We start from the raw sequence: 23,894 nt of genomic DNA on the forward strand, positions 1-23,894 counted from the left end.
GAGGGCGCTATCCGACATGCCCTGATCGCTACGCACGAGAGAAGCCCTACATGCCCTGGTTCGCACTGGACGACGGGTTCGATACGCACCCCAAGGTCCGCAAGGCCGGAAACGCCGCGGTCGGCCTCTTCGTGCGGCTCGGTGTCCACGCGACCAAGCACCTCACCGAGGGCCATCTAGACGGCGCGATCGTCCGCGACTACGGCACCGCCGCGACCATCCGCAAGCTCGTCACCGTCGGCATGCTCCACGAACCCGGCCACCCCTGCCGCCGCTGTCCCCAGCCCGCCGACAACGGCTTCTACATCCACGACTACCTCGACTACAACAAGTCCCGCGCGCAGATCGAGGCCGCCCGTGAGGCCGCCCGCAAGCGACAGCAGCGCGGCCGGGACAACGCCAGTCTGAACCGAAACGCGCGCGATTCTGACGCCATTCTGAGCTCAAAGTCGCGCCAGAATGACGACGGTTTCACTCCAAACTCGCGCCAAAATGCACCCCAGTCTGAGGGCAGCACCGCAGGTCAAAGCGGAACGTCACGGCGTGACACCCACGAGGGTGCAACGGGTGTCCCCTCCCCTCCCATCCCCTCCCCTCCCGTTACTAGTGGTGCAGGTAGAGAGAGAAGTGACCGTAGTAGCGCGCGAGACAACGCCACTCACTCACTGATCACCGACGACTGGCACCCCAGCCACGCCGACCTCGACAAGGCACGGGCCGACCTCGACCGCCTAGGCCCCGCAGGCGCCGCAGCAGCCACCGCCAAGTTCGTGCGCCACCACACCGCCAAGGCCACCCACGCCGCCGACTTCGGCCCCCTCTGGCTCACCTGGCTCACCCGCGAACGCCCCACGCCACCCACCCAAGGCACCTTCCTCGTCGGCCTGCCCGGAGGCGGAGCAACACCCCCCACCCCCACACCCCCCTCGTACGCGCAACGCATGCGCCAACTCGACGCCGCCGCCGAAGCCGACCGCCGACGCGACCGCGAGACCGGAGAAGCCGGATGAAGACCCGCTGCCCCCGCTGCCACACCCCCCGAAACCGCGGCGCCCACTGCCAGCCCTGCCACAACCGACAACGCCGCGAAGCCACACGCCGCCTCGACGACACCGCCATCACCTTCACCATCACCAACCGCCGAGCCACCCCCGGACTCCGCCCACACGAACGCCGAGCAATCTCAGCGCAGTTCACCGCCCTCAACCTCCCCGCCAAAGAGATCGCCCGAATCCTCGGCGTCACCCCACGCACCATCCACCGCTGGCGAGCACGAGCCAGAGAAGGCGAACCAGCCGCCTAGCGCGCTCATCCGGATACACCCCGCCCCACGCACCACAGCAAACGATCACTACCGCGAGAACCGACCCAACCGAACGCCACAGCAACGGAGATCACCATGACCGACCGCCCACTGACCCCCGCCGAACTCGACGCCACCCTCGCCGCCATCGATAACGCCGAGCTCGCCCGCGAGGAGCAGGCCCTCCGCGCCGATGAGCAGCCCGCGGCGTGCGCCAAGTGCCGTCAGCCGTTCGTCCCCGCCCTCACCGGCTTCGAGGAACGCGCCCAATACGCGTCCTCGCCTCACTGCCGCGGCTGCGTCGACCGCTGCCACGACAACAACGTCGCCGACCACCGCTGCGTGATCTGCGCCTGAGGAGCGACGACATGACCCACCCGACCCCGACCACCGCCGTACGAGAGATCCGCTCCCAAGTCCGCATCGACCTCACCAACGCCCCCACCCTCACCAACACCATCGGACGCACCCGACACCCCCACGGCCTACGCATCACCTACGGCGCCCGCACCGACATCACCCGCATCGACCTCGCCGTCGAGTGGGAGGACGACGCCGAGCTGTGGCCACCCGCCGCGGAACTCCCCGACTGGCTGCGGCAGATCATCACCGACCACATGCCGGCCGACGTCGACCACCCCGAGCGTGACCGGCCCTCTGGCCTCACCGGTCTGCCGATCCCGTTCCCTGCGGCCGACGAGACCGTGCCGCGGTGAGCCGTACGGCCGCCGACCCGACACCACGAAGGAGCACCATGCCCACCGCCACCATCCCCACCACCATCGGCCCCGTCACCGTCGACGCCGTGCAAGCCGCGCCGGGCCTCCTCGTCTTCGAAGCGCCCGAGGGATTCCGCCCCGACTTCCAGCACCGGTGGCTGCTCAGCCACCACGCGGGCCACGTGGTCGCCGCGTTCGACACCGAGGCCACTGCGACCGCGGCCGCCAAGCACGTTGGCGCGCTCGTCGACTGGACACGGTCCGTCATGACCGCCGCGCAGGAGATCAGCCTCAGCCTCAAAGGCGGCGCGCGCGGCTTTCTCGCCCTGCTCAAGGAGCTCGGCGGACACGACCCGAACGCGTGAGCAGCAGGACGCCCGCCCGTGTTGGAGCCACGGGCGGGCGCACCACCCAGCACACCACACCCCACCTGGAGAAGCCCATGAACGAGACCCCGTACACCGACGACGACCTCCGCGCCGAAGCCGCGCACTGCCTCGCCGCCCTCGTCATCCTGCCCACCGCCGCCGATATCCGCCGCTCCCTGCCCGACACGTACATCGACTCCCACCGCACCCCGGACAGCGGCCCTGAGGCGACGTGGGCGGGCGTGGTCGGCGAGGACGGTCTCGGCGTGCCGGTCGGGGAGATCCACACGCTGATCGAGGGCGCGGCCGACGTGTCCGAGTGGGCCATCAACCTCGGCGCCGACGGCCTCCAGCCCTCCACCGAACACGAGATCACCATCAACAGCGGCCCGTTCCCCATCGCCCGCATCCACTTCGCGTACCAGCCGACCACGCCCGAAGAGATCCGCACCGCGCTCGTCGAGGGCATCGAGGAGGCGCTCGACGACGCCGCGGCATCCCTCGACGAACCCGAGCCCAACGAGTCGGCCGACGCGGACAGCGACGTGTTCGCGCTGATCGCCGGTATCGCCAGCCGTCTCCGCGACGCCACCGACGAGGGCGAGTACCACGCCGTCGGCCTGATCTACGACCTCGCGACGGGCCGCACCACGATCACCGACGCCCGCGAGCAGCTCGCCGAGATCACGTTCCGCCACGTCTGACAGGACCGGCCGCCCGCAATCGAAGTGCGGGCGGCCGACCCGACCAGTCCACCACGACCACACGGAGATGACCATGGCCGACCACCGGCCCAAGTGGCTGAAGACCAAGGCCGAGCAGGACCAAGACCGGCTGCTCGCCGCGGTCACCACCCCCATCCCTCCCGCGCCCGCCGAGACCGACGAAGAGCGCGCCGACCGCGAGGAGACCGAACGCGAGCACGCCCGCGGCAAGCACACGTACTGCGACATCACCTGCGAGGTCGAGTTCACCACCGAGAAGCTCCGCAACACGGTCCTGTACCGCGCTATCCCCGGTTCGGAGTCGATGCTCGACGAGCTGCTCCGCCGCGCCAGCACCGAAGCCGCCGTGCCGTCTGCGCCCGCCGACGAGGCCGCACGCCTGGACGCGTACGCCGCCGCCATGGCCCGCCGTGACGGCCACAACTGGCCGCCCATGTACGAGGACGACGAACGCGACTACCGCAGGCGCGCCGACGCCGCGATGGCCGTAGCCCAGACCGAGCGCGCCGCCGAAGTCGCGCACCTGCGCAGCCTGCTCACCGCGGAGAACCAGCGCGCCAACGAAGCGGTCGACCGCGAGGAGACCGCCGAGCAGGCAGTCGAGGAAGCGCGCAGCAACCGGCTCGCCGTGCTGCGCGAGGCCGCCGACATCGCCGAGCGGCTGATGGATGAGCGCTACGGGCCCGACTGCTCCTACGCCATCGGCGGCGGGGACGTGGCGCGCGAGCTGCGCCGCATGGCCGACGAGGCGCAGCAGGGCGGCCAATCGTGACCACGCGCCGCTGCGTCCGCGGGCACTTCATCCCCGCCGACGCACCCACCGACGAATGCCGCTGCGTCGTCGTGCCCCGACACCTCCGCCGGCACCACTTCAGCCCCGACACCTACGGCCAAGGCCTCGCCGCCCGCCGCAAGGTCATCCGCACCACCTGGCCCACCGGGAGCTACCTGTGACCCGCAACCGTAGAGCGGACACGACCACCGGCGAGAATCCCGTCCTCGCCGAGATCACTGTCCGCGAATGCACCCGTAGCGACGTGCCCTTCATACGAGGGCCCCTTGAGAACTGGGTGTACGAGGTCACCGTCCCCGGATGGCTGACGCGCGCTGGAACTGCGTGCACGGCTCGTCGTGCCCGAGCCAAGGCCGAACGCATCGCCCGCCGACTCGGCCGCAAGACGGCCCAAGCCGGGACCTACAGGTACGCCGTCGAGGCCGAGCACAACCCGGAGGCGCAGCCATGATCCACACCGAGTGCCTCACACCCCTCGACCGACAGATCATCGCCGGACTCGCACGCGGCCACGGTGCCGCCCGCATCGCCGCAGACCTCCGCCTCCCCGACGCCCGCAACGTCCACCAGCACATCGCCGCAGCCTGCACCCGCATCGGCCTGCACCGACAGTCACAAACCCTGCTCGTCAACTACGCCTACAAACACGGCTACATGGAGGGCCTCACCCCCGAGACCATCCAGCGCACCGGCCGCCTCACCCCACGACGACACGAGACGCTAATCGCCCTCGCAAGGGGCGACACCCTGCCGTACAACCGCCGCGAGCAGCTACGCCGGCACCTCGGCGCGAAGACGTGCCCGCACGCGGTCGCTCTGGGCTGGCAGCTCGGGCTTCTCGGCCCGGGATCGGGGGCCGCCCCGTGATCGTCGACCTCACGGACTCGATCACGCTGATCATCATCGGCGCGTGCGTGACCGTCGGCCTGATCGTCTCCTGCGGACTGCTCGGCATCGCCGCCCTGGCGTCCGCCGTCGTGACCGCTACGCGCCGCCTGGTGCGCCACTGGAGCGCCCGCAGCGCCTCCGCACCCAACTCCGCGCCCCACGCCGCCACACACGGGCACACGGGCACTCAGAGCCCCGCGCGCACCACAACCGCCCCGACCACCCCGGAGGCCCCGCGATGACAACCCTGTGCCGCGGATGCGGACGCCCACGAGCACCCCGCATGTACCTCTGCGGCAAATGCTGGAACCACCTCCCCGCCCCCACACGACGCGCCCTCAACCGGCGCGGCGACCGCGCCATCGGCCGCCTCCGCGAACTCCACGACCAACTCGACGCCGGCGTACCCCTCGCAGACATCCAGGTGACCCCATGACCAGACTCGCCCGCGGCCTGTGCAGCCTCCACGCCCTCGTGTTCATCCTGCTCGCCTTCTCCACCGTGCAGCAGTTCCGCTACGGCGAAGCGTGGGCGGGGTGGATGTTCGCCGCGGCCTCGGTCGTCCCCGTGCTTTCTGTCGTGCGTGAGTCCGAACTCGCCGACGAGCAGCAGGCCGCCGCGATCCGAGCCGAGACCCAGGCCCGCGAGAAGGCGTGGGCCGACGAAGACGCCGCCGCAGTGGTGCGCGTGGAACTCGCCGGCGCGTGCTGCGCCGCCTACTTCGTCTCCCGCGGCACCGCCCACGAAGAGGAATGCCCGAACCGCGAGCACTGGAGCGCAGCGTGAGCGGCCCGAGCAGCGCACCCCGGGGCGAGCACATAGCCGCCCCGGGCGTCGCCTGGGACACCGAGCTCGTCCACCTCGGCGAAGTCGTCGTCGACATCGACCGCGACGAGAACCCCTTCGGCTGGAGCGACCCCGACCCCGCCGAGATACCCCGCCCGAACCGACAGACCAGGCGCGCAGCCGCGCGCGCAGCACGGAGGACGAAGTGAGCGACCGACCCACCGCCGCCACGATCACCGATGCCGAACTCGACGCCCTGTACCGCAAGATCGCAGTCGCCGAGAAGGCAGCCACCGGGGAGCGCACTTTCAAGTGGTACGCGGACGACGCGCAGCGGCGGCTGAAGGTGCAACGCGAGCGTGCCGAGCACGCCGAGGCCGCCATCGACCGAGCCCGCGCGCTCGCCTCCCGGTGGGCTGTCCTCCGCGCATACGGCAGCGCCGCCACCGAACTCCGCAAGACCCTCGACGAGCAGCCAACCCCCGCAGCAGTCGACCTCCGGGGCTGCCCCACACCCGAGACGCACAACTGGGGATGCGGCTGTCCCACCGACGAGGCGCCGGCCGCCGAACTCCGCGAGCGGTGCGAGGCCGCAGTCCGCATGATCCTCGCGGGCACCGGCGCACACACCGTCGACGAGTGGGCCCAGTACGTCACCGCGGCCGTCCTGCCGATCTTCACCAGCCGCATCATCAAGCTGACCCGGGAGCGGGACCTCGCCATCGCCCACGACCGGCAGCCCTACCCCACCGCGTCGGCGTACGAGCAGGCGTGCGCGGCGCTGCACGCGCACCGAGACCGGGCCGAGCTGCTCGCGACCACCCTCGACACCGTGCTCCGGAACTTCGTCCACAAGGGCCACCCCGGTGAGCCCTGTCTCCAGACCGGATGGATCAGCGTCCGCACCGTCGAGCAGTGGCGCGACGTCCTCAACCCGCCCAAGGAGCAGCCCGTCGACAGCAGCCAGCCCCACGAGTAGCGTGAGCAGCGGTCCGCGCCAGGCCCCGAGCGCCCTGCGCTCTCAACGAGAAGGACTGTCGCGATGATCACTCTCAACCACGCTAGCGCCGCTCGCCTCATTGCCGGCCTCTGCGCCCAGCAAGACGACCCCTTCACACCGCTGCCGTGCTGCCCGGCCTGCGGCCTCCGCTCCGAGCGGATCACCCAGCGGGCTGACGGCCAGCGCGTCTGGTTCCACCGCTGCCGCCACGTCTTCAGCCTCACCCGCGAGGCGCTCCTCGCGGGGCTCCGGGCAGCCTGACGCCCGAGGCTGAGCGCGTCTCCAGATGACGCTGTGTGTCCGCCCTGGGGCGCGGTCGCAGAGATGGTTACACCCAGGCGTAACTATCTCTGCGCCTGCCGCGCACCCCCAGTAACGCAGCGTCAGGGATGACCCGGCACTCTTCCCTCCGCGGCGTACAGCTCCGTGCCATCCTGAGGCCAGCCACCACGAGGGAGAGCCCAATGCCCGTGCCACTCATCAAGCCCGAGCCCAACCCGGCCACCGCCGATCGCGTCGCCGAGGTATTCGACTGGATGGACGCGGCGGCCCGTGCGTTTGCCCCGGCCGTGCAGAAGGCAGGCGAGGAGATGGCGCGCAGCTTCGCCGCGCTGAAGAAGCCGCGCTCGCACTGATCGCGGCGGCGCTCGATCAGTGCGTCCAGACGTCCGGCCCGCCACCGCGCCAGTCGATCAGCGACGACCGGACGACGTCCACCTCATCGAACGACTGGAGCCCGGCCTCCTGCATGAACTTCGCGACGTCCTGCACCGAGTACGCCCGGCCGAGGATCGACCCGTCGATGCGGATACGCCGGCCGCCTTCCTCATCGGGCGGATAGATCACTACCGGGCTGGGGGCCATGCCCCCAGCCTGCGGGCAGGCGCGGCGGGGCGCAGGCTGGGCTAGTCCACCGGGTCCTCGTCCGCGTGCCGTACGGCTTTCTTTGCGGCCATCTCGACCACATGCCGGGGCTGACCCGTCTCCGTGGCGTGCACGGTGACGGCCGCCTGGAACGCCTCCGCGGCGTCAGCCCACAGGCGCCACTGCGCCGCGTAGTCCTCGCCGTCGAGGCCCGCGAGCTTGGCGCGCGCCTCCTCGGCGGAACGTTCCAGCGTGATCAATTCATCGGTGATGTCAGCCACCCGTGGATCTTAAGCGGGCAGCACAGGGCCCCTACCTCGACCCGCGAGGTAGGAGCTCGGACGCGTACAGCTACGGCCGCCACTCCTCGAGGTAGCCCGGCCGGTCCGCGTAGGCCACCGCCGCAATGCGTACTGCCCGCGCGAGGCCCTGGAGGTACCCGAAGTCTCCCGGCCAGTCGTGTCGAGCGCGATTCTCAGGGGTGTCCGGCATTGACCCCGCTTCTCTGAACTCGACGAGCAGCTGCCGCTTGACGTCGATGTCGCGCAGCACCCGCTCCGGTGGCCACGCCGAGCGTCGCCACTCCGGCGGCTGCACCGTGGCCTCCACCCATTCGCCGCCGATCCGGCGGCGCGTCGTGGTCGTCTTCCTGAGCGCTTCCTCGGCCGCCTGCTGCTCCTCGTCGTACTGCTCGCCGAGCCACTGCACGAGATCATCCACCGCTACGCCTCCGCATCGCCGGACGGCTTATCCGGGTCATCGGCGATGATCTGGCGAACGCGGCCGAAGCTCACGCCGACCGCCTTCGCGATGTCGCGGTAAGACATACCGCCCGCCTGCATCTCCAGTACAGCGTCACGCCGTTCACGCCGAACCTTCTCGCCGACGGACTTCAACAGGTCGGTCAGCCTCCTGGCCCTCGCCTCAGGGGACTCCCCCTCAGTAAGCGCGTCGATGGCATCCAGCACGCGCTGCACCTCCTCTGCCCGGTCGTCCATGTCCGTTCCTTCCCGGGGCTCGGGAGGCGGATCGTCCCAACCGTCTTGTGTAGGACTCTACACAGCGTGTAGCTTCCTACACAACGGTTCGAGGGACCCCCTCCGGCCGTGATCAACAAGTAAGCCCCCGGCCCGGCGCTGGAACGCCATATGGGCCGGGGGCGGACCTACCCACAACGCGAGAAGGAGCAGGTCCGTGGAAGACCTTACTGTCGGCCACCCGCCCGAGCCCATCCCCATCACGACCCGCGTCGTACACCTCAGGGGCGAGCCCATCGAGTTCACCCAAGAGCAGATCACCCGCCTGTTCTGGGTGAAGATCAACCGCGCCGCGCCCGGCGGATGCTGGGCATGGACCGGTTCCCGACTGCCCAACGGGTACGGCCGCATCACGATCGCGCGCCGCGACCTCTACTCACACCGGGTGTCCTACGAGATCCACAAGGGACAGATCCCCAACGGCCTCCACATCGACCATCTCTGCCGCGTACGCGCCTGCTGCAACCCGGATCACCTGGAAGCCGTCACCTGCCGCGAGAACATCATGCGGTCGCCGATCGCACCGGCCGCCATCAACGCGCGCAAGACTCACTGCGCCAAGGACCACGAGTTCACCGCGGCCAACACCGGGCAAGGGAGCGACGGCACCCGCTACTGCCGCACCTGCGCCCGCCTCCGCTTCACCGGCTCGCCGTTGACGATCTCACCCGGTGACGTTCCGCCCGCGCGAACGGACCTCCCTTTCGGCGCACCAGCCCGCCCCGGTGGCCACTTCTCCTCGTCCACGGGGTGGTCTCACGCCATCACGCAGTCGGACATGAACCGCTTCTGGAGCAAGGTCAGCGAAGCCGCTCCCGAGACGTGCTGGAAGTGGACCGCGAACTGCGACAGGTCCGGTTACGGGATGTTCCACCTCGCCGCCGACGGCATCAAGAGGCAGGTGAACGCCCACCGCTTCGCCTACTTCGCGCTCGTCGGCGCGGCCCCCGAGGGCAGCGTGCTGGAGCACCTCTGTCTGGTCCGGACGTGCGTGAACCCCGCGCACATCGTTCCCGTGACGCGGCAGACCAATGAGGCGCTGCGCCTGTCCCGCCTTGCAAGGGAGGGACAGCGGTGAGTCAGCAGCCCGAACCCACCGAGGCCGAGCGCGTCGCTGCCCTCCAGCTGCAGGCCGCCGCCGACTACGCCAAGGCGCAGGCCCTCCGCGCCGAACAAGAGGCCGCCGCACGCGACCAGCTCGCCCACGCCCGCGCTCACGGCAACGAGCAGGGAGGCACCCGCTGATGCCGGACACGTTCGGGGGTGAGTGGCATCGGCCGCGCCGTGACGGCGTAGGCCGCTCGCAGCGGGAACTCCAGGACCGCGCCAGCTTCGACAACGAGCCGCAGAGCGGGTGCGGATCCATCCTCTTGCTCTGCGTCCTCGCCCTGGCCGCCCTCGTCGGCCTGGTGATCACGTGAGGCGGCTCGCACGCGCGGCGGCCGCGGTCCTGCTGACACTCAGCGGGCCCGCGGTCGCGGCCGCCGTCGCGTACGAGCGGTTCAACCAGGAGTGGTGGACGGGCACCGGCGCCGCCGCAGCAGCACCCGCGCGCCCGGAGCCCGAAGCCGTACCCGCGCCGTCGCCGCAGGGCGCACCCGAGCCCCCGCCCGCTACGCGCCACCCCTGGCCCGCAGGCAGCTGCGTTACCCCCACCCCCACACGCACCGCATGCACGCCCGGCGCGTTGCGCGTCGTCGCCTCACTCCACTCACCGCGCGCGGCCAAGCCGTGCCACGACGTACCCGAGACCACGCACGTCCGCCGCGCCGGCGCCTACACGCTCTGCCTCGCATCCCTCTGACCCACGGTCACGGAGGAACCTCCCGTGAAGACCCGCCCCATCCAGCGCACTCGCCTCGTACCGCACACCGTGAACGGCAAGACCGAGATGGTTCTCGACCGGTACGAAGTCGAGGTACCCGTTCCGCCCCGCGACTGGGACCGCCTCATCCTGAACGCGGTCACCGCAGCGGCCGGACTCCTCGTCGCCGTCGCGGTCGCCTGGTCCACCGCCTCCATCGGCGATCTCCTCGCGCGCGTCACGATCGCGCCCGCCGCGTACGCCGCCGCGGTCGCTTTCGACCTCGCATGGATCCTGTGCATGGCCATCGAGTGGCTCGCCCGCTACGACCCGAAGCGCGCCGAGCTGCCCCGCAACATGGGGCACGGGGCTCTCGCCGTGGCCATGGTCGCGGTCGGCGCGCACGGCTGGCTCGCCGGGCAAGAAGCGATCGGGATCATCGGCGCTGTGGTCTCCGGCATCGTCAAGGCGCTGTGGACCATCGTCCTGCGCCACCACGCCAAGCCGCTCGACGACAAGACACAGCAGTGGGTCGACAAGCAGCGCGCGGAGGCCGGCGGTGAGCTCGCCATGGTCGCGATCAACCGTGAACTGACCCGTGCGCGAGGCCTGGTGGATGCCGAGGAGAGCGCCCTCCGGATGTCCCCGGACGCGGCTCCGGAGCCTCCGGAGGATCAGGAGGAGGCCCCGGAGAAGATCCCAGCGCTGCCCGTGTCCGGCCCGATGACCATCGCGGATGCCGTCCGGATGGCTGTCTCCTGCGGCGTCACCGCTCCGGATGCGGTCCTCCGCTACGTCCGGCAGGTTGCCGACGCCAACGCCAAGGAGTCGTCCGTCGAGCGCACCCTTCGCGAAGTCCGGAAGGGCGCGTGATGCTCCTCGCCCTGATCGTCTTCCCGATGCTCGCGATCCTCGCCCTCCTCGGCCTTATCGCCTGCGCCCCCGAACACGATGTCGGCCGGTACGCGCTGCCGGCCATCCGAACCGTCGCCCTACTCGCCGCCGCCACCGTGTTCGTCGCGGCCGTCTGGAGCCACTGACCCATGACCTACGTGACCTTCGGCGGTGTCACCATCGGCATCTGCATCCTGGTCGGTGCCTTCATCCAGTGGTGGCCCGGTTTCAAATCCCTCAAGAGCGATCCCCTCGGCCAGGCCGGCGGCCTGCTGCCGTTCCTGATCGCCTGGACGTACGGCGTCCTGGTCACCCTCGGCGTCGGCGGCATCATCGGCTGGATCGCCGACACCGCCTTGTGGATCACGAACTGGCTCGGTGACGCAGCACTGGTCTGGGGGGTCGGTGGGCAGGCCGGACAGCGCTCGTCCGGCGCCGCCTACCTCCCGCTCACGCAAGGCGGCGGCGGCATCGTCCTCATCCTCACCGTGGCCATCATCGTCACCATCAAGAAGTCGGCGAAGTACGGGCGCGGACTCAAGATGGGCGCTTGGTGCGGCATCTGCCTCGGCACCAGCGCAGGCGTTGCAGGGCTCGCAGCCGTGCCGATCGCGCAGGCCGTGAACTGGCTTGGCGACCAGGTGTACGGCGCCGCTTACGGAGCACTGGCATGAGCGACGAGACGACGCAGGACGCCGAGCAGCAGGCCGAGGCCGCGGAGGATGCACCGCCGAGCCGGATCGCGGGCGCCCTCGTGACGCTGATCCTCGCGGGCGCCGCGGTGCTCGTCCTGCGGTTGATCGTGACCGCGGTGCCGTACGTCGCGTACTTCGTCGCCGGGGTGATCGTCTGCGTCGGATGGCAGAAGGCACGGGCCTGGATCGTGGGGCGGCGCAGCGGTGGCGACGAGGCCGACGAGGAGGAGCTGCCAGACGTCGGCGAGGCGCTGCGTGAGCTCAGCAAGGGCGAGCAGCACGTACTGCTGACCGCGCTCCGTAAGCGTCTCGGCGTCGCCGACACGAAGACCGTTCGCAGGCTGCTGAAGGCCGAGCGGATCGACGTGCGGGCAGGCGTGCGCACGCCCAAGGGGAACGGGCCGGGCGTGCATCACACGGACATCCCTCCCGCCCCTTCCGAGGAACACGGCCAGGGTTGTTGTTGCAGGTCAGCCAACAACACCAACGCCAACAACGACGACGAGGACCCCTCTCAGAAGGGGTTGAGTGTAGAGGCCATCGGAGAAGGCGGGCGGCTGGTCCGCGACCCCGCGGAGACCCAGCTACGTCGTGCCCGAGTCGACGCCAGCAGCCTCGTATCCCGGTTCTTCGACGCCGCCGAGCAGGCGCAGCAGAAGGACATCGGCAAGACCTAGCGGCCCGCCCCACATTCCGACGCCCAGGAGATCGCCATGAAAACCGTCCGTACCGAGCCCGCCCGCAGCAGCCAGACATGCGGCTACCAGCTGTCCACCAACGGCTGGGACTCCACCGAGTCCTACTGCGCCGAGCGCAAGGCCAAAGGCCTCTACTACTGCCGCGAGCACCACGACTGGGTAGCCGCCGACGATCCGAACGGCGTCGTCCGCATGGCCCCTGGTAACGCCATCGGCAAGTAACCCACGAGCCCCGGGGCGGCCGTCCTACCGCCAAGCAGCCCGGCCGCCCCGGTTCACCTATCCCGATCACACGAGACAGGAGCGCCATCATGGCCGACGAGGACGGACGGCACATCACCGTCTACTGCGAGAAGTGCGGCGGGCACTATCCGATGGGCCACGGCTGCCAGTAGCTGAGCCCTGCACCGATGCACACGGCCCTGCCGCACTCTCGCGCGGCAGGGCCTCTCTGCGTCACCATGGCGCCATGCCCGCCGCACTGAGATTCACCGGTGAAGACAAAGACCTCACCCTCGACGAGCTCGCCGCGTTCGTGAAGGCCGCCGAGCGCGCCGGCATCTCCGGCGACAGCGCCATCCATGCGGAGTTGTCGACGAACGGCAAGATCAAGCAGGTTGAGATACCGCTCGACTGACGCGCACCGGTCGTCGCTGCCACACTGAAGGTTCCGCGCCGGGTAGCGCCCGGCATGAGGCCCCGCCGCGCATCCCCCCGAAGCGGTGGGGCTTCGCCGTTCCCACCCGCAGCGCCCGCCGGCCCCGCTACGCTCCACGCCTCACAAGCCTGGGGGGAACCATGCGCCGCACCACCACCCTGCTCGCCACCGCCCTGTTGCTCGCCGGGGCCGCGGTCGGCTGTTCGGCATCTCAGAAGGAGATCGCGAAGGAGTGCGAGGCCGCGCTCACGGAGGAGGCGACGAAGACGGACAGGCCCTCGGAGTGTGAGGGCCTGTCACAGAAGAACTACGACGCCGTCTTATTGAACTGGTCGTTGGAGAACGCGCTCGACGACATGCCCAAGAAGCAGCGGGACACGCTCGATTACTACGACGACGGGTCGATCAACGGCAGCGTCTGATCTACCGACAGGTAGCGGCCCCGTCCGGGAGGTGTCCGGGCGGGGCCTTCGTCATGCGGGGCGGGGCTACTGGCCAGCCGCCTCCCGCTCGGCCGCCGCTTCAGCGCGGTTGCGGTCACGCAGTTCCCGGACCCGCGCCTCGTCGAGCTGGCGCATCTGGTCCAGCATGCCGCCCATGTGGTGGTTAGTCACGAGCAGCGTGTCCGCCAGTCCAGGGCGCTTGGCGCTCTTGCCCCAGCGCAGCTGCTCGTACAGCTTGCCCATGCCGCGCGCGGGCCCGTCGAGAACGAGGGATTGCATCATGCGGTCTGGCCTTTCTTCGGTCGGCCGCCCCTGCGTGCGCGGCGCTCAGCGAGTTCCTGCTCCGCGGCTTTCAGCTCGGCGAGTTCCTGCTCATTGCCGTGGGCGCGGATGAAGCCGCGGACGTGGTCGACGAGGTCGGCGCTGCGGTCAACGCCCTGCCGGTCGGCGGCTGTTCCGTAGGCGTCCCACATGCGGCGCGGGAGGCGGAAGCGGGTGGCGAACGTGTGGTCCTTGTCGTCTGCGGCCATGTCGCTCATGTTCCCACACGGATAGTTCAACGCAACCCCTTGTGTGGGTACACGGTTTAGCTTTACTGTGTACCCACAAGGAAACGACGAGGGGGATCCGATGAGGCGCACCGCGAACGAGAGCAGCACCCAGACCCTCACCCGCCTCATCGCCACCCACGACCGCCAGCACCCCGTCACCATCACCTACCTGAAGGAAGAGAAGGACGACGCGGGCAAGAAGACCGGCCACCTCGTCGAGACCGTCCGCACCGTCGAGATCTACGACTTCTACGTCAGCACGGCAGGCGACATCCTCGTCAAGGCCATGGACCGCGAGACCGGCGAGCGCCGTGACTTCCGCCTCGACCGCCTGATCTCCTACACGGTCCACCGCACCAGCTACCTGGTCGCGCGCCCCGCCCCCGCCGAGACGACTCGCACCAGCTGCGGCCTGGCCACCGTCCGCGTCCTCTACCCGGTGGACGTCCCGATCGCCCGCCGCGTCCAGCTCCTCGCCGACGCCCTCGCAGCCTGACCCGAAGGAGAACACCGTGCCCCGGTCCGAGCACCTCGCCGACATGCCCACCGAAAGCCTCCACGACGAGCGCGACGCCTGCCTGCTGCTGACCACCGACGACTACGCGGGCAGCGACCGCGTGAAGGAATTCCACGCCGACTACGCCGACCACGTCAGCGACGAGATCGACGGCCGCAACAACGCCTGACCCCGCGCACGCAGAAGGCCCGCCCCCTGGATCGCCACCCGGGAGCGGGCCTTCACGCTGCGCCCATACAACTTGCCAACCCTCGTTACCATCAGACCATGGAAACCGGTAACGAGCCACCCGTACCGGCCGGACCACCCCCACCGCCCGGCTCGGCCCGCGACGCCCGCGGACACTTCATCACCACCATCGAGCACGAACAACGCGCCGCCGCCGCAGCCCAGATGAAGGCCGACAACCCCCGCATGTCCTACCAGCAGATCGCCGAGGCGACCGGCTACCGCAACCGCGGCGACTGCTGGCGAGCCATCGAGAAATGCCGCAAAGCTGTCCTGCAGACCGCCGGCGCCGAGCTCATCGCCACCGAGGCCGCGCAGCTCGACGACCTGTTCGTCGCCGCGCTGGAGGTGCTGGAGCGGGACCACGTCGTCGTCTCTCACGGCAAGGTGGTCGCCGGGGCCGACGGCACGCCGCTCCTCGACGACGGGCCCAAGCTCGCCGCCATCCGCGAGATGCGGGCCATCCGGGAGTCCTACCGCAAGCTCACCGGTGCCGATGCCGCGCAGAAGGTCAACGTGGCCGGGGCGGTCCGGTACGAGGTGGTCGGCGTGGACCCGGCGGACCTCACATGATCGCTCAAGTCGCGCCATCCGCACGGCGGTTGACCTGCGCCAACGATAGAATTGGGGGCAACGGAGGACCCCGGCGGGTGCGCGAACACCCCCGGGGCATGGCCGACCTGAGAGAGCAGATCGACATGACCCAGACTACGCACTCCCGCACGCCCGTCGGAGGACAGTGCACTCTCGGCGGATGCGCCCGCTCGCACTACGCCAGCGGGTACTGCAACCCCCACTGGCGACGCTGGAAGCGGACCGGCGACCCCGGCCCGGCACTGATCGCGGGCGCCGTCTATACCTGCTCCTTCGGCGGTTGCGGTCGCCCCCGCTCCGCCAAGGGCCTATGCGCCAGCCACTACGCGCAGCAGCGGAAGGGCAATTCGCTCACGCCGTTGAACGACCGCGTGAACCCGCGCGGCCGAGACGCCGAGGGGAACAAGCGCTGCGCCACGTGCAAGCAATGGAAGCCGACCTCAGCCTTCCGCCCCGTCACCCGCACCGGTGATGGATTCGACTCGCGCTGCACCAGCTGCGCGCACGACCTCGCGGTCCGCAAGCTGTACGGCATCAGCGCTGAGCAGTACTCGTCGCTGCTCGAAGAGCAGGGCGGTGGGTGCGCCATCTGCGGAGGGACGAACGAGAGTGGGCGCGCCATGGCGGTCGACCACGATCACTCCTGCTGCTCAGGAAGCCGGGCATGCGGGCGCTGCGTTCGCGGCCTGCTCTGCTCCAACTGCAACATGGCCATCGGCCTGCTGCGTGACGACCCGGTGCGAGTTCGGGCAGCTGCCGACTACCTCATTCGGAGGCGGAGGTGACCACGGCCCTCGATCAAGATGCGGTAGTTCGCTACGAGCCGCGCGGCGCGGCGCGCAAGCTCTTCCGCGCTCGCGAGGCCGAGGTCTTCATGGCTGGCCCAGCTGGTACCGGGAAGTCGTTGGCCTGTCTCTTCCGCATGCATCTCACCGCACTCCACAACCCAGATGCTCGGTTTCTGATCTTCCGGAAGACAGCCGTTTCCCTGGGCTCCACCACCCTTGTCACCTGGGAGAAGAAGGTGGCTGCCGACGCGCTGGCGCGAGGGATCGTCAAGTGGTTCGGCGGGTCAGCACGCGAAGCCCCGGGCTACCGGTACGGCAACGGGGCGAAGATCGACGTTGCGGGGATGGACCGTCCGGAAAAGATCATGTCGGCGGAATACGACATGGTCTTCGGCGACGAAGCCACTGAACTGACCCTGAACGACTGGGAGTCGGTCGGCACGCGTCTGCGTAACGGCAAGCTGTCGTGGCAGCAGCAGATGGGCGCCTGCAACCCGTCCGCCCCGACGCACTGGATCAAGCAGAGGTGTGACCAGGGCCAAGCCCGGATGCTCACTTCCCGGCACGCCGACAACCCGGCATACGTGCGCGCGGACGGATCGTTCACCGATGTGGGCGCCTCGTACTTTGCGAAGCTCGACGCGCTCACCGGCGTGCGCAAGCTGCGCCTGCGCGATGGGACATGGGCTGCGGCCGAGGGGTTGATCTATCCGGGGTTCGACGAGGCCGTCCACCTCGTCGACCGCTTCACCGTCCCGCCCGACTGGACCCGCTGGCTGACGGTCGACTTCGGGTTCACGAACCCGTTCGTCATGCAGTGGTGGGCGGAAGATCCGGACGGCCGCCTGTTCCTGTACCGGGAGATCTACCACACGCGGCGCCTGGTCGAGGATCACGCGCGACAGGCACGGGGCTTGATGGTCTACCCGTCGGGGAAGTGGCGGGAACCGCAGCCCCGCGCGGTGATCTGCGATCACGACGCAGAGGACCGGGCGACGCTGGAGAAGCATTTGGAGCTCGGCACGTCGGCCGCGCATAAGGCGGTGTCGCCGGGGATTCAGGCGTTCCAGACGCGGTTGAAGGTGGCGGGTGATGGCCGGCCGCGTCTGTTCCTCATGCGCGATGCGCTGGTTGAGCGGGACCCTGCGCTCGATGAAGCGAAGAAGCCGTGCAGCACGGAGGAAGAGATCACCGGCTACGTGTGGGCGGTCAAGCCGGGCGGCACGTCGCCGGAGGTCCCACTGAAGGAGAACGATCACGGGATGGATGCGGGCCGGTACATGGTCGCGGCGCGGGATTTGGTGGGGCGGACACGACTGAGGTGGCTGTGATGACGAAGACCCTGAAGCTGAAAGATTTGCGGCCAGCGTTCATGTTGACAACAGGATTTACACTCATCACAGCAGGATGCTGGAGTATTTACGGAACCGGGGTGGGTCTCGTGTCCGGGGGAGTCCTCACCTGCGTACTCCAGTGGGTGCTCGACAGAGACTGACGAGAAGGGGGTGACCGGTGGGGAAAACCCTCTTCGGCGCCCTCGCCAACGCAGCCGGAACCCTCCGCACCCGCACCGCAGACCTCCCCGTCCCCTTCGTCAGCCGCTCCGCGACCTACGGCGCCTACGGCCAACGCCGCGACGCCGAAGCGCAGATGCAGGCCATGACCGAGACGGGAACCCTCTTCGCGATCGTCGACCGCACCAGCAACGCCACCGCCCTCGTCGAGTGGAAGCTGTGGCGCAAGGCCAAGTCCGGCAAGAAGGAAGACCGCGTCGAGGTCACCTCACACGCCGCCCTCGACCTGTGGAACAAGCCCAACAGCTTCATGCCGCGGCAGGAGTTCGTCGAGTCCTCCACCCAGCACTACGACCTCACAGGCGAAACCTGGTGGGTCATCGCCCGCGCCAAGGGCTTCAACCTCCCCCTCGAAATGTGGCCCGTGCGCCCGGACCGGATGATGCCGGTCCCCTCACAGGAGAAGTTCCTCGCCGGGTACGTCTACATCTCGCCGGACGGTGAGCGGATCCCCCTGGAACTCGACGAGGTCATCCAGCTGCGCCGGCCGAACCCCATGGACCCGTACCGCGGTCTGTCGCCGGTGCTGTCGATCCTCCCTGACCTGGACACTTCGCGGTACGCGGCCGAGTGGTCCCGCAGCTTCTTCATGAACTCGGCAGAGCCTGGCGGGATCATCGAGGTGCCTAGCGTGCTGGGGGATGACGAGTTCGACCAGTTGCGTGAGCGGTGGAACGAGCAGCACCGGGGCGTGGCGAACGCGCACCGGGTCGCGATCCTGGAGCACGGCAAGTGGGTCGACCGGAAGCTGTCGCAGCGGGACATGCAGTTCGTCGAGCTGCGCGGCGCGACACGGGAGTCGATCCGTGAGGCGTACGGCATCCCCAAGTTCGCCATCGGTGATGTCGAGGACGTGAACCGCGCTACGGCTGTGGCCTCGAAGGCGTGGTTCGCGGAGCAGTTGACCGTCCCGCGCCTGGAGCGCATCAAGGCCGCCCTCAATCACGAGCTGCTGCCCATGTACGGGACCAGCACACAGGGCCTGGAGTTCGACTACGAGAACCCGGTTCCGCCGGACACCGAGACCGAGTCGGCGCAGCTGACTGCCCGCGCGAACGCGGCGAAGGCCCTTGCTGAGACTGGCATGTGGGCGCCTGAGGGGATCTTGTCCGCGGTCGGTCTGCCGGAGATGGAGGCGTCGCCTGCGGTCGGCGGCGATGGCACGATCAGCCCGCGTGAGCTCGGCGACATGATCCAGTCGATCTATCTGGGCGTCGATGTATGCATCACGTGGGACGAGGCGCGGGAGATCCTCAACCGAGCGGGCGCCAACCTGCCGTTGGGTGTCCCTGCCCCTACGAAGCCCGCGCCTGTCTTCCCGCAACAGCACACGCCCCCTGAGCCCGAGCCGGTCGAGGACGAGCCCGCTGATGCGTGGGCCGACGCGGTTGCTGGCCTCACCGGTGGCGACATCGAGGCGGCGATGCGGTGGGAGGCCGTCGCGCACATCGACGACAACACCTGCGAGCCGTGTGCGGACAACGACGGCACGCTCTACCGGAATCGAGCTGCGGCCTACAAGGACTACCCCGGCGGGTCCGGCTACGTGAAGTGCGTGGGTGCGGAGCACGGCAACGAGTGCCGCTGCAAGGTCGTGAAGCGGAAGAAGACGAGGGACGACGAATGATCACCCTTCCCCCGAAGCTCGCCTCCGTCGCGGCCAGCCAGCGCGAGCGGGCCACGAAGCAACGCGAGCAGCACGGCATCGAGGCGCAGTCCTGGTACCGCATCACCAACGCGGCCGACCCCGACGAGGCCGAGGTGATGCTCTACGACGAGATCGGCGGCTGGTTCGGCTGCACTGCTGACGATCTGGTCGCGGAGCTGCGCGGCATCACCGCGCCCCGCATGCGCGTGCGGATCAACTCCCCTGGTGGCAGCGTCTTCGAGGGCATCGCCATCGCCAACGCGCTGCGCGCCCACCCCGCGAACGTCACCATCCAGGTCGACAGTGTGGCCGCGTCCATCGCCTCCGTGATCGCGATGGCCGGGGACCGCATCGAGATGGCTCCCAACTCGATGATCATGATTCACGACGCGGCCGGGCTCTGCTTCGGCAACGCCGCCGACATGGCCGAGATGGAGGAGCTCCTCGACCTGCTCAGCGACAACATCGCCGACGCCTACGCGGCCCGCGCGGGCGGCACCCGGGAGCAGTGGCGCGAGCGGATGCGTGCGGAGACCTGGTACCTGCCCGAGGACGCCGTCGACAACGGTCTCGCCGACGAGGCGACCAAGGCACCCAAGACGGGCGAGCCGTCAGCCGAGCCCGAGGAAGACGAGCCGGAGCCCGAGATGCACCGGGCGTTCGACCTCGCCGCGTACGGCTACCAGGGCCCGCAGCAGCCGGTTGCTGGCCTGAGCGAGGACATTCGCTCGCTGGTCGGCGAAGAGGTCGCGGCGCAGCTGCGTGCCGCCGCGGGTGAGCCTGGCCCGATCGAGCCGGAAGAGCAGGCCGAGCCCGAGCAGGAGCCGGAGCCGGAGCCCGCTCCCGCCGAGGAACCCGCGCCTGTCGACGACGAACCTCCGGCCGAGCCGGAGCCCGTGGACGAGTGGGCGGCTGCCGTCGCTCGCTTCAGCCAGACCGCCCCCGATCCGTGGGCCGAGCTCACATCCCATCTGACCGAACCAGCGTCGCCCCGCGCGGCGACAGCCTGAAGGAGGCACCAGTGGCACCCACTCTGACCGCGCCGCGCAACAGCGACGAACTCGCGGAGATGCTCGCCGACCCGGCGCGCGCCAAGCAGATCATGGAGACCCCGAAGGCGCTCGCGGACTTCATCGACGAGTACGCCAACCGGCAGCAGGGCGACGGCACCGAGCTCCAGCGGCAGATCGAGACCGAGACGCAGAAGCAGCTCGCGGCCCTGCTGCGTGACAACGACCCGGACGCCGACAAGGGGTCCATCAGGAACTCCATCAAGCGCCTCAACCTGGACCCGCAGACCCGCCCGGCGACGATGATGACGTCTCACCGGCAGGCCACCGCCTACAACGCGAAGGCCGTCGGCGCAGCGTTGGACGGCAAGTTCGAGAACGCCGCGGACTTCTTCCGCCACGCCTGGCACCGCAACCCCGACGCGGGCCAGCGCGCGAAGATGGAGGAGATCCGCAACGCGTACAGCAGCGTCGTCCCGGCCGAGGGCGGGTTCCTCGTCCCGGAGGTGCTGCGTAGCCAGCTGCTGCAGCTCGCCCTGGAGATGGCGGTTGTCCGCCCCCGGGCCACGGTCGTTCCGATGGAGACGGCCCGCGTTCAGTTTCCGATGATCGACTCGACGACCAACGTCGGCTCTGTCTTCGGCGGCATGATCGGTTTCTGGGGTGAGGAAGGCGCGGCCCTCATCGAGTCGAACCCGAAGTTCGGCCGGGCCGTCCTCGACGCGAAGAAGTTGACCGGGTTCGCGCTCGTTCCCAACGAGCTGCTGCAGGACTCCCTCATCTCGTTCGCCGCGCTCATCGAGACCCTGTGGCCGCAGGCGCTCGCCTTTTTCGAGGATCTGGCGTTCATGGCTGGGTCCGGTGTCGGTGAGCCCTCCGGGTTCCTCGGCTCCAGCAACACCGCCGGCGTCGCCGTCGCGAAGGAGTCCGGGCAGGGCGCGGACACGATCGTCGTCGAGAACGTCATCAAGATGTACTCGCGCATGCTGCCGTCGTCGCTCGCGCGCGGCATCTGGGTGTGCTCCCCGGAGGCGATCCCCGAGCTGTACACGATGGCCCTGTCGGTGGGCACCGGCGGCGGCCCGGTCATGCTCACCAACGTCGCCGGGCCCGCCCCGATGACGATCTTCGGGCGCCCGCTCGTCGTGTCGGAGAAGGCGGGCCGCCTCGGCGACCGCTCCGACCTGAGCTTCGTCGACCTCTCGTACTACCTCATCGGTGACCGTCAGCAGATGAGCGCCGACTCCAGCACCGAGTACAAGTTCGGCAACGACCAGACCGCGTACCGGATCATCCAGCGCGTCGACGGCCGCCCGTGGCTGAAGAACCCGGTCACCCCTGCCAACGGCGGCCCCGCTCTGTCCCCGTTCGTCGAGATCGCAGACCGCGCGTAACACCCCGGCCGCCGCTGGCAGTTACGCCCCGGCGGCGGCTCCCACCGGGTCGGCAGTGTCGCCCCGACAGGACACACAGACAGGAGGCCCCCATGGGTCAGAAGGCACTGGGCAGGCTGGTCAACAGCACGCCCGCCGCGGACGGCGTGTGGATCAACATGCGTGAGGCGTCCGGGATTCTCTTCGAGTGCTACCTCGGCGGTGCTGCCGGGGACACGTACACGCTGCAGGAGGCCCGCGACGCTGCGGGCACGGGCGCGCAGAACCTCGCGGTCGTCACCGAGTACCACACGAACACAGGCACTGGCGTGGACGCCTGGACGCGCCGCACACAGGCGGCTGCCGCAACGGTCGTCACGGCGGCGGCGGCAACGCAGCAGGCGGCGGTGTTCGAGATCGAGGGCACGTCGCTGTCGGACGGCTTCAAGTACGTGAAGGTCACCTCGACCGGCGCGGGCACCGTCCGCGCCGTGCAGCGGGACCTGATGACGCAGCGGGCCCCGCAGAACCTGCCCGCGATGGGGGTCTGATCATGTCGACTCTCATCCAGGGCGATCAGCTCCGTGCGCTGCTGTGCGGCGTGAAGGTGCAGCGCGCCACCGCGACGCTCCCCCAGAGCACCGCGGGCGCACTGTTCACGGTGACCGGCGGGAAGGTGCTTGTCACCAGCCTGATCGGCGAGGTGACCACGGTCATCCAGACGCAGGCCGACAACACCAAGCTGACGTTCGACCCGGCCGATGCCGGGGCGACGCAGGATCTGTGCGCCGTCCTCGACATCACGGCGGACGCGGTCGGCACTCTGTACTCGGTCACGGGTACACCGGGAACGGCCATGCAGGACGCCCTCAACTTCCTGCCGTCCAACAAGGTCCCGGCGCAGCCCATCGTGCTGAAGCCGGGCTCGATCCTGCTGGACTGCGCCGCGTCGAACACCGGGTCCGTGAAGTGGGAACTCACCTACATCCCGCTGGACGGCGGCGCGTCCGTGGCGGCGGCCTGACATGGCCGGACAGACGTGCGCGGACTGCACGACCACGTACACGGTGGGTGCCGAGAAGTGCCCGCAGTGCGGGAGCACAGAGCGTGCGGAGAAGCCGGGCGGCGCTGTGCTGCCGTCGGTGACCGTCGCCTGCGGCAACACCGCTTGCACGTACGAGGGGCGTGAGCGGCGGGTGCACCTGCGCACCGCCGCACCGGGAGTACTGGAGCGGCCGCGCCTGGTGTGCACCGGATGCGGCCTCGACATGCCGACGGTCACCCCGTGGCCGCCGGCACCTGAACCGGAGGAGGAGACCATGCCGAAGATCAGCACGCAGGGCGGGCCGTCCATCGCGGACACGGAGGTCGCTGTCGTGAGCGAGCACCGGGTCGAACTGGACCCCGCGACCGCCGGGCCCGCTCCCGAGGAGCAGGCCAGCGAGGAGACGGCGGAGTCCAGCACCGAGGAACAGGCCAGCGAGCCGACGACAGACGACCAGACCCCTGCACCTGCCGAGCAGCGGCGCACCCGCGGTCGGCGCCAGAGCACCGCGGAGTAAGTCATGGCCGAAGGTTTCTCGACCGCCGCGGCGAACGCGGTTCTCGACGCGCAGGTCATCGCGTACCCGTGGTTCAAGCTGCACACGGGCGCGCCCGGCGCGAACGGCACGGCCAACGCGGCGGCCGAGACGACCCGCAAGAACCCCGCGTTCGCGTCGGCGTCTGGCGCCTCGAAGGCGTCGAGCGCGGACGCGGCGTGGACGAACGTCGCGGGCACGGAGGACTACACGCACTGGTCCCAGTGGTCCGCGTCGTCCGGCGGGGCTTTCGGCGGCTCCGGCACGGTCACCGCGAACGCGGTCACCACGAGCGACAGCTTCACCATTCCGGCCGGGAGCTTCGTCCTCACGGTCCCGGTCGCGTCCTGACCACC

At 69.5% G+C, this 23,894-nt stretch carries 45 protein-coding genes; 39 read left to right on the forward strand and 6 right to left on the reverse strand.

Going from position 1 to position 23,894, the window contains the following annotated elements; all coding sequences use genetic code 11:
* Nucleotides 1-50 precede the first annotated feature (50 nt).
* From AB0I66_RS21430 to AB0I66_RS21505, 16 genes are all read left to right on the forward strand, one after another.
* Nucleotides 51-1,010 carry a hypothetical protein gene (locus tag AB0I66_RS21430; RefSeq protein ID WP_363209495.1) on the forward strand — a complete coding sequence of 320 codons (960 nt, stop codon included), beginning with the start codon at nucleotides 51-53 and terminating at the stop codon, nucleotides 1,008-1,010.
* Nucleotides 1,007-1,303 carry a helix-turn-helix domain-containing protein gene (locus AB0I66_RS21435; RefSeq protein WP_363209496.1) on the forward strand — a complete coding sequence of 99 codons (297 nt, stop codon included), beginning with the start codon at nucleotides 1,007-1,009 and terminating at the stop codon, nucleotides 1,301-1,303. The genes AB0I66_RS21430 and AB0I66_RS21435 overlap by 4 nt, the downstream gene beginning before the upstream one ends.
* A gap of 96 nt (nucleotides 1,304-1,399) precedes the next feature.
* On the forward strand, nucleotides 1,400-1,660 hold the full coding sequence (locus AB0I66_RS21440) for a hypothetical protein (protein ID WP_363209497.1): 261 nt from the start codon (nucleotides 1,400-1,402) through the stop codon (nucleotides 1,658-1,660).
* Nucleotides 1,661-1,671: 11 nt separating this feature from the next.
* Nucleotides 1,672-2,019, forward strand: a complete 348-nt coding sequence (locus AB0I66_RS21445) for a hypothetical protein (protein WP_363209498.1) — start codon at nucleotides 1,672-1,674, stop codon at nucleotides 2,017-2,019.
* Between the two features lie 38 nt (nucleotides 2,020-2,057).
* Entirely contained in the window at nucleotides 2,058-2,387 is a 330-nt protein-coding gene (locus AB0I66_RS21450) for a hypothetical protein (RefSeq protein WP_363209499.1), read from the forward strand.
* A 77-nt stretch (nucleotides 2,388-2,464) separates the two neighbouring features.
* Entirely contained in the window at nucleotides 2,465-3,094 is a 630-nt protein-coding gene (locus AB0I66_RS21455; protein WP_363209500.1) for a hypothetical protein, read from the forward strand.
* Between the two features lie 73 nt (nucleotides 3,095-3,167).
* Nucleotides 3,168-3,887 (forward strand): hypothetical protein, encoded by a 720-nt coding sequence (locus tag AB0I66_RS21460; RefSeq protein ID WP_363209501.1) that lies wholly within the window; start codon nucleotides 3,168-3,170, stop codon nucleotides 3,885-3,887.
* Complete coding sequence (locus AB0I66_RS21465) at nucleotides 3,884-4,069, forward strand: hypothetical protein (RefSeq protein WP_363209502.1); 186 nt, start codon at nucleotides 3,884-3,886, stop codon at nucleotides 4,067-4,069. Before AB0I66_RS21460 ends, AB0I66_RS21465 begins: the two co-directional genes overlap by 4 nt.
* Nucleotides 4,066-4,359, forward strand: coding sequence for a hypothetical protein (locus tag AB0I66_RS21470; protein WP_363209503.1), 294 nt, complete (start codon nucleotides 4,066-4,068; stop codon nucleotides 4,357-4,359). The genes AB0I66_RS21465 and AB0I66_RS21470 overlap by 4 nt, the downstream gene beginning before the upstream one ends.
* The gene (locus tag AB0I66_RS21475) at nucleotides 4,356-4,775 is read left to right on the forward strand and encodes a hypothetical protein (RefSeq protein WP_363209504.1); all 420 of its coding nucleotides are present in this window, start codon (nucleotides 4,356-4,358) and stop codon (nucleotides 4,773-4,775) included. Before AB0I66_RS21470 ends, AB0I66_RS21475 begins: the two co-directional genes overlap by 4 nt.
* Entirely contained in the window at nucleotides 4,772-5,038 is a 267-nt protein-coding gene (locus AB0I66_RS21480) for a hypothetical protein (protein ID WP_363209505.1), read from the forward strand. Before AB0I66_RS21475 ends, AB0I66_RS21480 begins: the two co-directional genes overlap by 4 nt.
* Before the next feature lie 190 nt (nucleotides 5,039-5,228).
* The gene (locus tag AB0I66_RS21485) at nucleotides 5,229-5,582 is read left to right on the forward strand and encodes a hypothetical protein (RefSeq protein ID WP_363209506.1); all 354 of its coding nucleotides are present in this window, start codon (nucleotides 5,229-5,231) and stop codon (nucleotides 5,580-5,582) included.
* Nucleotides 5,579-5,791 carry a hypothetical protein gene (locus tag AB0I66_RS21490; RefSeq protein WP_363209507.1) on the forward strand — a complete coding sequence of 71 codons (213 nt, stop codon included), beginning with the start codon at nucleotides 5,579-5,581 and terminating at the stop codon, nucleotides 5,789-5,791. Before AB0I66_RS21485 ends, AB0I66_RS21490 begins: the two co-directional genes overlap by 4 nt.
* A complete protein-coding gene (locus AB0I66_RS21495) occupies nucleotides 5,788-6,561 on the forward strand; it encodes a hypothetical protein (protein WP_363209508.1) in 774 nt (257 codons plus the stop codon). The genes AB0I66_RS21490 and AB0I66_RS21495 overlap by 4 nt, the downstream gene beginning before the upstream one ends.
* Nucleotides 6,562-6,624: 63 nt before the next feature.
* Nucleotides 6,625-6,843 (forward strand): hypothetical protein, encoded by a 219-nt coding sequence (locus AB0I66_RS21500; RefSeq protein WP_363209509.1) that lies wholly within the window; start codon nucleotides 6,625-6,627, stop codon nucleotides 6,841-6,843.
* A 203-nt stretch (nucleotides 6,844-7,046) separates the two neighbouring features.
* Nucleotides 7,047-7,217 (forward strand): hypothetical protein, encoded by a 171-nt coding sequence (locus AB0I66_RS21505; RefSeq protein WP_363209510.1) that lies wholly within the window; start codon nucleotides 7,047-7,049, stop codon nucleotides 7,215-7,217.
* A 16-nt stretch (nucleotides 7,218-7,233) separates the two neighbouring features.
* Here the strand turns inward: AB0I66_RS21505 and AB0I66_RS21510 are convergent, their stop codons facing one another.
* From AB0I66_RS21510 to AB0I66_RS21525, 4 genes are all read right to left on the reverse strand, one after another.
* The gene (locus AB0I66_RS21510; RefSeq protein WP_363209511.1) at nucleotides 7,234-7,446 is read right to left on the reverse strand and encodes a hypothetical protein; all 213 of its coding nucleotides are present in this window, start codon (nucleotides 7,444-7,446) and stop codon (nucleotides 7,234-7,236) included.
* Nucleotides 7,447-7,487: 41 nt separating this feature from the next.
* Nucleotides 7,488-7,727, reverse strand: coding sequence for a hypothetical protein (locus tag AB0I66_RS21515; protein WP_363209512.1), 240 nt, complete (start codon nucleotides 7,725-7,727; stop codon nucleotides 7,488-7,490).
* Nucleotides 7,728-7,797: 70 nt separating this feature from the next.
* Nucleotides 7,798-8,166: a DUF6221 family protein gene (locus AB0I66_RS21520; protein WP_363209513.1), complete on the reverse strand. Its 369-nt coding sequence runs from the start codon at nucleotides 8,164-8,166 to the stop codon at nucleotides 7,798-7,800.
* Nucleotides 8,167-8,168: 2 nt separating this feature from the next.
* Entirely contained in the window at nucleotides 8,169-8,444 is a 276-nt protein-coding gene (locus AB0I66_RS21525) for a helix-turn-helix domain-containing protein (protein WP_363209514.1), read from the reverse strand.
* 196 nt (nucleotides 8,445-8,640) lie between these two features.
* Here AB0I66_RS21525 and AB0I66_RS21530 point away from each other — a divergent pair, with 196 nt between their 5' ends.
* From AB0I66_RS21530 to AB0I66_RS21580, 11 genes are all read left to right on the forward strand, one after another.
* Nucleotides 8,641-9,561, forward strand: a complete 921-nt coding sequence (locus AB0I66_RS21530) for an HNH endonuclease (RefSeq protein ID WP_363209515.1) — start codon at nucleotides 8,641-8,643, stop codon at nucleotides 9,559-9,561.
* Entirely contained in the window at nucleotides 9,558-9,728 is a 171-nt protein-coding gene (locus tag AB0I66_RS21535) for a hypothetical protein (RefSeq protein WP_363209516.1), read from the forward strand. Before AB0I66_RS21530 ends, AB0I66_RS21535 begins: the two co-directional genes overlap by 4 nt.
* Complete coding sequence (locus AB0I66_RS21540) at nucleotides 9,728-9,904, forward strand: hypothetical protein (protein WP_363209517.1); 177 nt, start codon at nucleotides 9,728-9,730, stop codon at nucleotides 9,902-9,904. Before AB0I66_RS21535 ends, AB0I66_RS21540 begins: the two co-directional genes overlap by 1 nt.
* Entirely contained in the window at nucleotides 9,901-10,287 is a 387-nt protein-coding gene (locus tag AB0I66_RS21545) for a hypothetical protein (RefSeq protein WP_363209518.1), read from the forward strand. Before AB0I66_RS21540 ends, AB0I66_RS21545 begins: the two co-directional genes overlap by 4 nt.
* Before the next feature lie 24 nt (nucleotides 10,288-10,311).
* The gene (locus AB0I66_RS21550; RefSeq protein ID WP_363209519.1) at nucleotides 10,312-11,160 is read left to right on the forward strand and encodes a protein transporter Sec31; all 849 of its coding nucleotides are present in this window, start codon (nucleotides 10,312-10,314) and stop codon (nucleotides 11,158-11,160) included.
* Nucleotides 11,160-11,327, forward strand: coding sequence for a hypothetical protein (locus AB0I66_RS21555; RefSeq protein WP_363209520.1), 168 nt, complete (start codon nucleotides 11,160-11,162; stop codon nucleotides 11,325-11,327). Before AB0I66_RS21550 ends, AB0I66_RS21555 begins: the two co-directional genes overlap by 1 nt.
* A 3-nt stretch (nucleotides 11,328-11,330) precedes the next feature.
* Nucleotides 11,331-11,855 (forward strand): hypothetical protein, encoded by a 525-nt coding sequence (locus AB0I66_RS21560; RefSeq protein WP_363209521.1) that lies wholly within the window; start codon nucleotides 11,331-11,333, stop codon nucleotides 11,853-11,855.
* The gene (locus tag AB0I66_RS21565) at nucleotides 11,852-12,553 is read left to right on the forward strand and encodes a hypothetical protein (RefSeq protein WP_363209522.1); all 702 of its coding nucleotides are present in this window, start codon (nucleotides 11,852-11,854) and stop codon (nucleotides 12,551-12,553) included. The genes AB0I66_RS21560 and AB0I66_RS21565 overlap by 4 nt, the downstream gene beginning before the upstream one ends.
* Before the next feature lie 36 nt (nucleotides 12,554-12,589).
* Nucleotides 12,590-12,796, forward strand: coding sequence for a hypothetical protein (locus AB0I66_RS21570; protein WP_363209523.1), 207 nt, complete (start codon nucleotides 12,590-12,592; stop codon nucleotides 12,794-12,796).
* A 247-nt stretch (nucleotides 12,797-13,043) separates the two neighbouring features.
* Nucleotides 13,044-13,211, forward strand: a complete 168-nt coding sequence (locus AB0I66_RS21575) for a hypothetical protein (protein ID WP_363209524.1) — start codon at nucleotides 13,044-13,046, stop codon at nucleotides 13,209-13,211.
* A gap of 161 nt (nucleotides 13,212-13,372) precedes the next feature.
* A complete protein-coding gene (locus AB0I66_RS21580) occupies nucleotides 13,373-13,654 on the forward strand; it encodes a hypothetical protein (RefSeq protein ID WP_363209525.1) in 282 nt (93 codons plus the stop codon).
* Nucleotides 13,655-13,720: 66 nt separating this feature from the next.
* Here AB0I66_RS21580 and AB0I66_RS21585 read toward each other — a convergent pair whose 3' ends face one another.
* Both AB0I66_RS21585 and AB0I66_RS21590 read right to left on the reverse strand, forming a co-directional pair.
* Nucleotides 13,721-13,957 carry a hypothetical protein gene (locus tag AB0I66_RS21585; RefSeq protein WP_363209526.1) on the reverse strand — a complete coding sequence of 79 codons (237 nt, stop codon included), beginning with the start codon at nucleotides 13,955-13,957 and terminating at the stop codon, nucleotides 13,721-13,723.
* A complete protein-coding gene (locus AB0I66_RS21590; protein ID WP_363209527.1) occupies nucleotides 13,954-14,205 on the reverse strand; it encodes a hypothetical protein in 252 nt (83 codons plus the stop codon). Before AB0I66_RS21590 ends, AB0I66_RS21585 begins: the two co-directional genes overlap by 4 nt.
* Before the next feature lie 100 nt (nucleotides 14,206-14,305).
* Here AB0I66_RS21590 and AB0I66_RS21595 point away from each other — a divergent pair, with 100 nt between their 5' ends.
* From AB0I66_RS21595 to AB0I66_RS21650, 12 genes are all read left to right on the forward strand, one after another.
* Nucleotides 14,306-14,722 (forward strand): hypothetical protein, encoded by a 417-nt coding sequence (locus AB0I66_RS21595; RefSeq protein WP_363209528.1) that lies wholly within the window; start codon nucleotides 14,306-14,308, stop codon nucleotides 14,720-14,722.
* Between the two features lie 16 nt (nucleotides 14,723-14,738).
* Entirely contained in the window at nucleotides 14,739-14,912 is a 174-nt protein-coding gene (locus tag AB0I66_RS21600; protein ID WP_363209529.1) for a hypothetical protein, read from the forward strand.
* A 98-nt stretch (nucleotides 14,913-15,010) separates the two neighbouring features.
* The gene (locus tag AB0I66_RS21605; RefSeq protein ID WP_363209530.1) at nucleotides 15,011-15,544 is read left to right on the forward strand and encodes a hypothetical protein; all 534 of its coding nucleotides are present in this window, start codon (nucleotides 15,011-15,013) and stop codon (nucleotides 15,542-15,544) included.
* Between the two features lie 98 nt (nucleotides 15,545-15,642).
* Entirely contained in the window at nucleotides 15,643-16,350 is a 708-nt protein-coding gene (locus AB0I66_RS21610; protein ID WP_363209531.1) for an endonuclease VII domain-containing protein, read from the forward strand.
* Complete coding sequence (locus tag AB0I66_RS21615; protein WP_363209532.1) at nucleotides 16,347-17,684, forward strand: phage terminase large subunit; 1,338 nt, start codon at nucleotides 16,347-16,349, stop codon at nucleotides 17,682-17,684. Before AB0I66_RS21610 ends, AB0I66_RS21615 begins: the two co-directional genes overlap by 4 nt.
* Nucleotides 17,685-17,865: 181 nt before the next feature.
* Complete coding sequence (locus tag AB0I66_RS21620; RefSeq protein WP_363209533.1) at nucleotides 17,866-19,554, forward strand: phage portal protein; 1,689 nt, start codon at nucleotides 17,866-17,868, stop codon at nucleotides 19,552-19,554.
* Nucleotides 19,551-20,585, forward strand: a complete 1,035-nt coding sequence (locus AB0I66_RS21625) for a head maturation protease, ClpP-related (RefSeq protein ID WP_363209534.1) — start codon at nucleotides 19,551-19,553, stop codon at nucleotides 20,583-20,585. The genes AB0I66_RS21620 and AB0I66_RS21625 overlap by 4 nt, the downstream gene beginning before the upstream one ends.
* An 11-nt stretch (nucleotides 20,586-20,596) precedes the next feature.
* On the forward strand, nucleotides 20,597-21,979 hold the full coding sequence (locus AB0I66_RS21630; protein WP_363209535.1) for a phage major capsid protein: 1,383 nt from the start codon (nucleotides 20,597-20,599) through the stop codon (nucleotides 21,977-21,979).
* A 92-nt stretch (nucleotides 21,980-22,071) separates the two neighbouring features.
* Entirely contained in the window at nucleotides 22,072-22,509 is a 438-nt protein-coding gene (locus AB0I66_RS21635; RefSeq protein WP_363209536.1) for a hypothetical protein, read from the forward strand.
* A gap of 2 nt (nucleotides 22,510-22,511) precedes the next feature.
* Nucleotides 22,512-22,982, forward strand: a complete 471-nt coding sequence (locus AB0I66_RS21640; RefSeq protein ID WP_363209537.1) for a hypothetical protein — start codon at nucleotides 22,512-22,514, stop codon at nucleotides 22,980-22,982.
* A 1-nt stretch (nucleotide 22,983) separates the two neighbouring features.
* A complete protein-coding gene (locus AB0I66_RS21645; RefSeq protein ID WP_363209538.1) occupies nucleotides 22,984-23,520 on the forward strand; it encodes a hypothetical protein in 537 nt (178 codons plus the stop codon).
* Between the two features lie 3 nt (nucleotides 23,521-23,523).
* Complete coding sequence (locus tag AB0I66_RS21650; protein WP_363209539.1) at nucleotides 23,524-23,889, forward strand: hypothetical protein; 366 nt, start codon at nucleotides 23,524-23,526, stop codon at nucleotides 23,887-23,889.
* Nucleotides 23,890-23,894 lie beyond the last annotated feature (5 nt).

The sequence above is a fragment of the Streptomyces sp. NPDC050439 genome (genome assembly GCF_040655335.1).
GTDB lineage: Bacteria > Actinomycetota > Actinomycetes > Streptomycetales > Streptomycetaceae > Streptomyces.

Bases quoted from the DNA above. Each gene is read 5' to 3' on its own strand.
- AB0I66_RS21430 (WP_363209495.1), top strand. From the start codon at position 51: ATGCCCTGGTTCGCACTGGACGACGGGTTCGATACGCACCCCAAGGTC.
- AB0I66_RS21435 (WP_363209496.1), top strand. From the start codon at position 1,007: ATGAAGACCCGCTGCCCCCGCTGCCACACCCCCCGAAACCGCGGCGCC.
- AB0I66_RS21440 (WP_363209497.1), top strand. From the start codon at position 1,400: ATGACCGACCGCCCACTGACCCCCGCCGAACTCGACGCCACCCTCGCC.
- AB0I66_RS21445 (WP_363209498.1), top strand. From the start codon at position 1,672: ATGACCCACCCGACCCCGACCACCGCCGTACGAGAGATCCGCTCCCAA.
- AB0I66_RS21450 (WP_363209499.1), top strand. From the start codon at position 2,058: ATGCCCACCGCCACCATCCCCACCACCATCGGCCCCGTCACCGTCGAC.
- AB0I66_RS21455 (WP_363209500.1), top strand. From the start codon at position 2,465: ATGAACGAGACCCCGTACACCGACGACGACCTCCGCGCCGAAGCCGCG.
- AB0I66_RS21460 (WP_363209501.1), top strand. From the start codon at position 3,168: ATGGCCGACCACCGGCCCAAGTGGCTGAAGACCAAGGCCGAGCAGGAC.
- AB0I66_RS21475 (WP_363209504.1), top strand. From the start codon at position 4,356: ATGATCCACACCGAGTGCCTCACACCCCTCGACCGACAGATCATCGCC.
- AB0I66_RS21485 (WP_363209506.1), top strand. From the start codon at position 5,229: ATGACCAGACTCGCCCGCGGCCTGTGCAGCCTCCACGCCCTCGTGTTC.
- AB0I66_RS21500 (WP_363209509.1), top strand. From the start codon at position 6,625: ATGATCACTCTCAACCACGCTAGCGCCGCTCGCCTCATTGCCGGCCTC.
- AB0I66_RS21505 (WP_363209510.1), top strand. From the start codon at position 7,047: ATGCCCGTGCCACTCATCAAGCCCGAGCCCAACCCGGCCACCGCCGAT.
- AB0I66_RS21510 (WP_363209511.1), bottom strand. From the start codon at position 7,446: ATGGCCCCCAGCCCGGTAGTGATCTATCCGCCCGATGAGGAAGGCGGC.
- AB0I66_RS21525 (WP_363209514.1), bottom strand. From the start codon at position 8,444: ATGGACGACCGGGCAGAGGAGGTGCAGCGCGTGCTGGATGCCATCGAC.
- AB0I66_RS21540 (WP_363209517.1), top strand. From the start codon at position 9,728: ATGCCGGACACGTTCGGGGGTGAGTGGCATCGGCCGCGCCGTGACGGC.
- AB0I66_RS21555 (WP_363209520.1), top strand. From the start codon at position 11,160: ATGCTCCTCGCCCTGATCGTCTTCCCGATGCTCGCGATCCTCGCCCTC.
- AB0I66_RS21560 (WP_363209521.1), top strand. From the start codon at position 11,331: ATGACCTACGTGACCTTCGGCGGTGTCACCATCGGCATCTGCATCCTG.
- AB0I66_RS21565 (WP_363209522.1), top strand. From the start codon at position 11,852: ATGAGCGACGAGACGACGCAGGACGCCGAGCAGCAGGCCGAGGCCGCG.
- AB0I66_RS21570 (WP_363209523.1), top strand. From the start codon at position 12,590: ATGAAAACCGTCCGTACCGAGCCCGCCCGCAGCAGCCAGACATGCGGC.
- AB0I66_RS21575 (WP_363209524.1), top strand. From the start codon at position 13,044: ATGCCCGCCGCACTGAGATTCACCGGTGAAGACAAAGACCTCACCCTC.
- AB0I66_RS21580 (WP_363209525.1), top strand. From the start codon at position 13,373: ATGCGCCGCACCACCACCCTGCTCGCCACCGCCCTGTTGCTCGCCGGG.
- AB0I66_RS21585 (WP_363209526.1), bottom strand. From the start codon at position 13,957: ATGATGCAATCCCTCGTTCTCGACGGGCCCGCGCGCGGCATGGGCAAG.
- AB0I66_RS21590 (WP_363209527.1), bottom strand. From the start codon at position 14,205: ATGGCCGCAGACGACAAGGACCACACGTTCGCCACCCGCTTCCGCCTC.
- AB0I66_RS21595 (WP_363209528.1), top strand. From the start codon at position 14,306: ATGAGGCGCACCGCGAACGAGAGCAGCACCCAGACCCTCACCCGCCTC.
- AB0I66_RS21605 (WP_363209530.1), top strand. From the start codon at position 15,011: ATGGAAACCGGTAACGAGCCACCCGTACCGGCCGGACCACCCCCACCG.
- AB0I66_RS21610 (WP_363209531.1), top strand. From the start codon at position 15,643: ATGGCCGACCTGAGAGAGCAGATCGACATGACCCAGACTACGCACTCC.
- AB0I66_RS21625 (WP_363209534.1), top strand. From the start codon at position 19,551: ATGATCACCCTTCCCCCGAAGCTCGCCTCCGTCGCGGCCAGCCAGCGC.
- AB0I66_RS21635 (WP_363209536.1), top strand. From the start codon at position 22,072: ATGGGTCAGAAGGCACTGGGCAGGCTGGTCAACAGCACGCCCGCCGCG.
- AB0I66_RS21640 (WP_363209537.1), top strand. From the start codon at position 22,512: ATGTCGACTCTCATCCAGGGCGATCAGCTCCGTGCGCTGCTGTGCGGC.
- AB0I66_RS21645 (WP_363209538.1), top strand. From the start codon at position 22,984: ATGGCCGGACAGACGTGCGCGGACTGCACGACCACGTACACGGTGGGT.
- AB0I66_RS21650 (WP_363209539.1), top strand. From the start codon at position 23,524: ATGGCCGAAGGTTTCTCGACCGCCGCGGCGAACGCGGTTCTCGACGCG.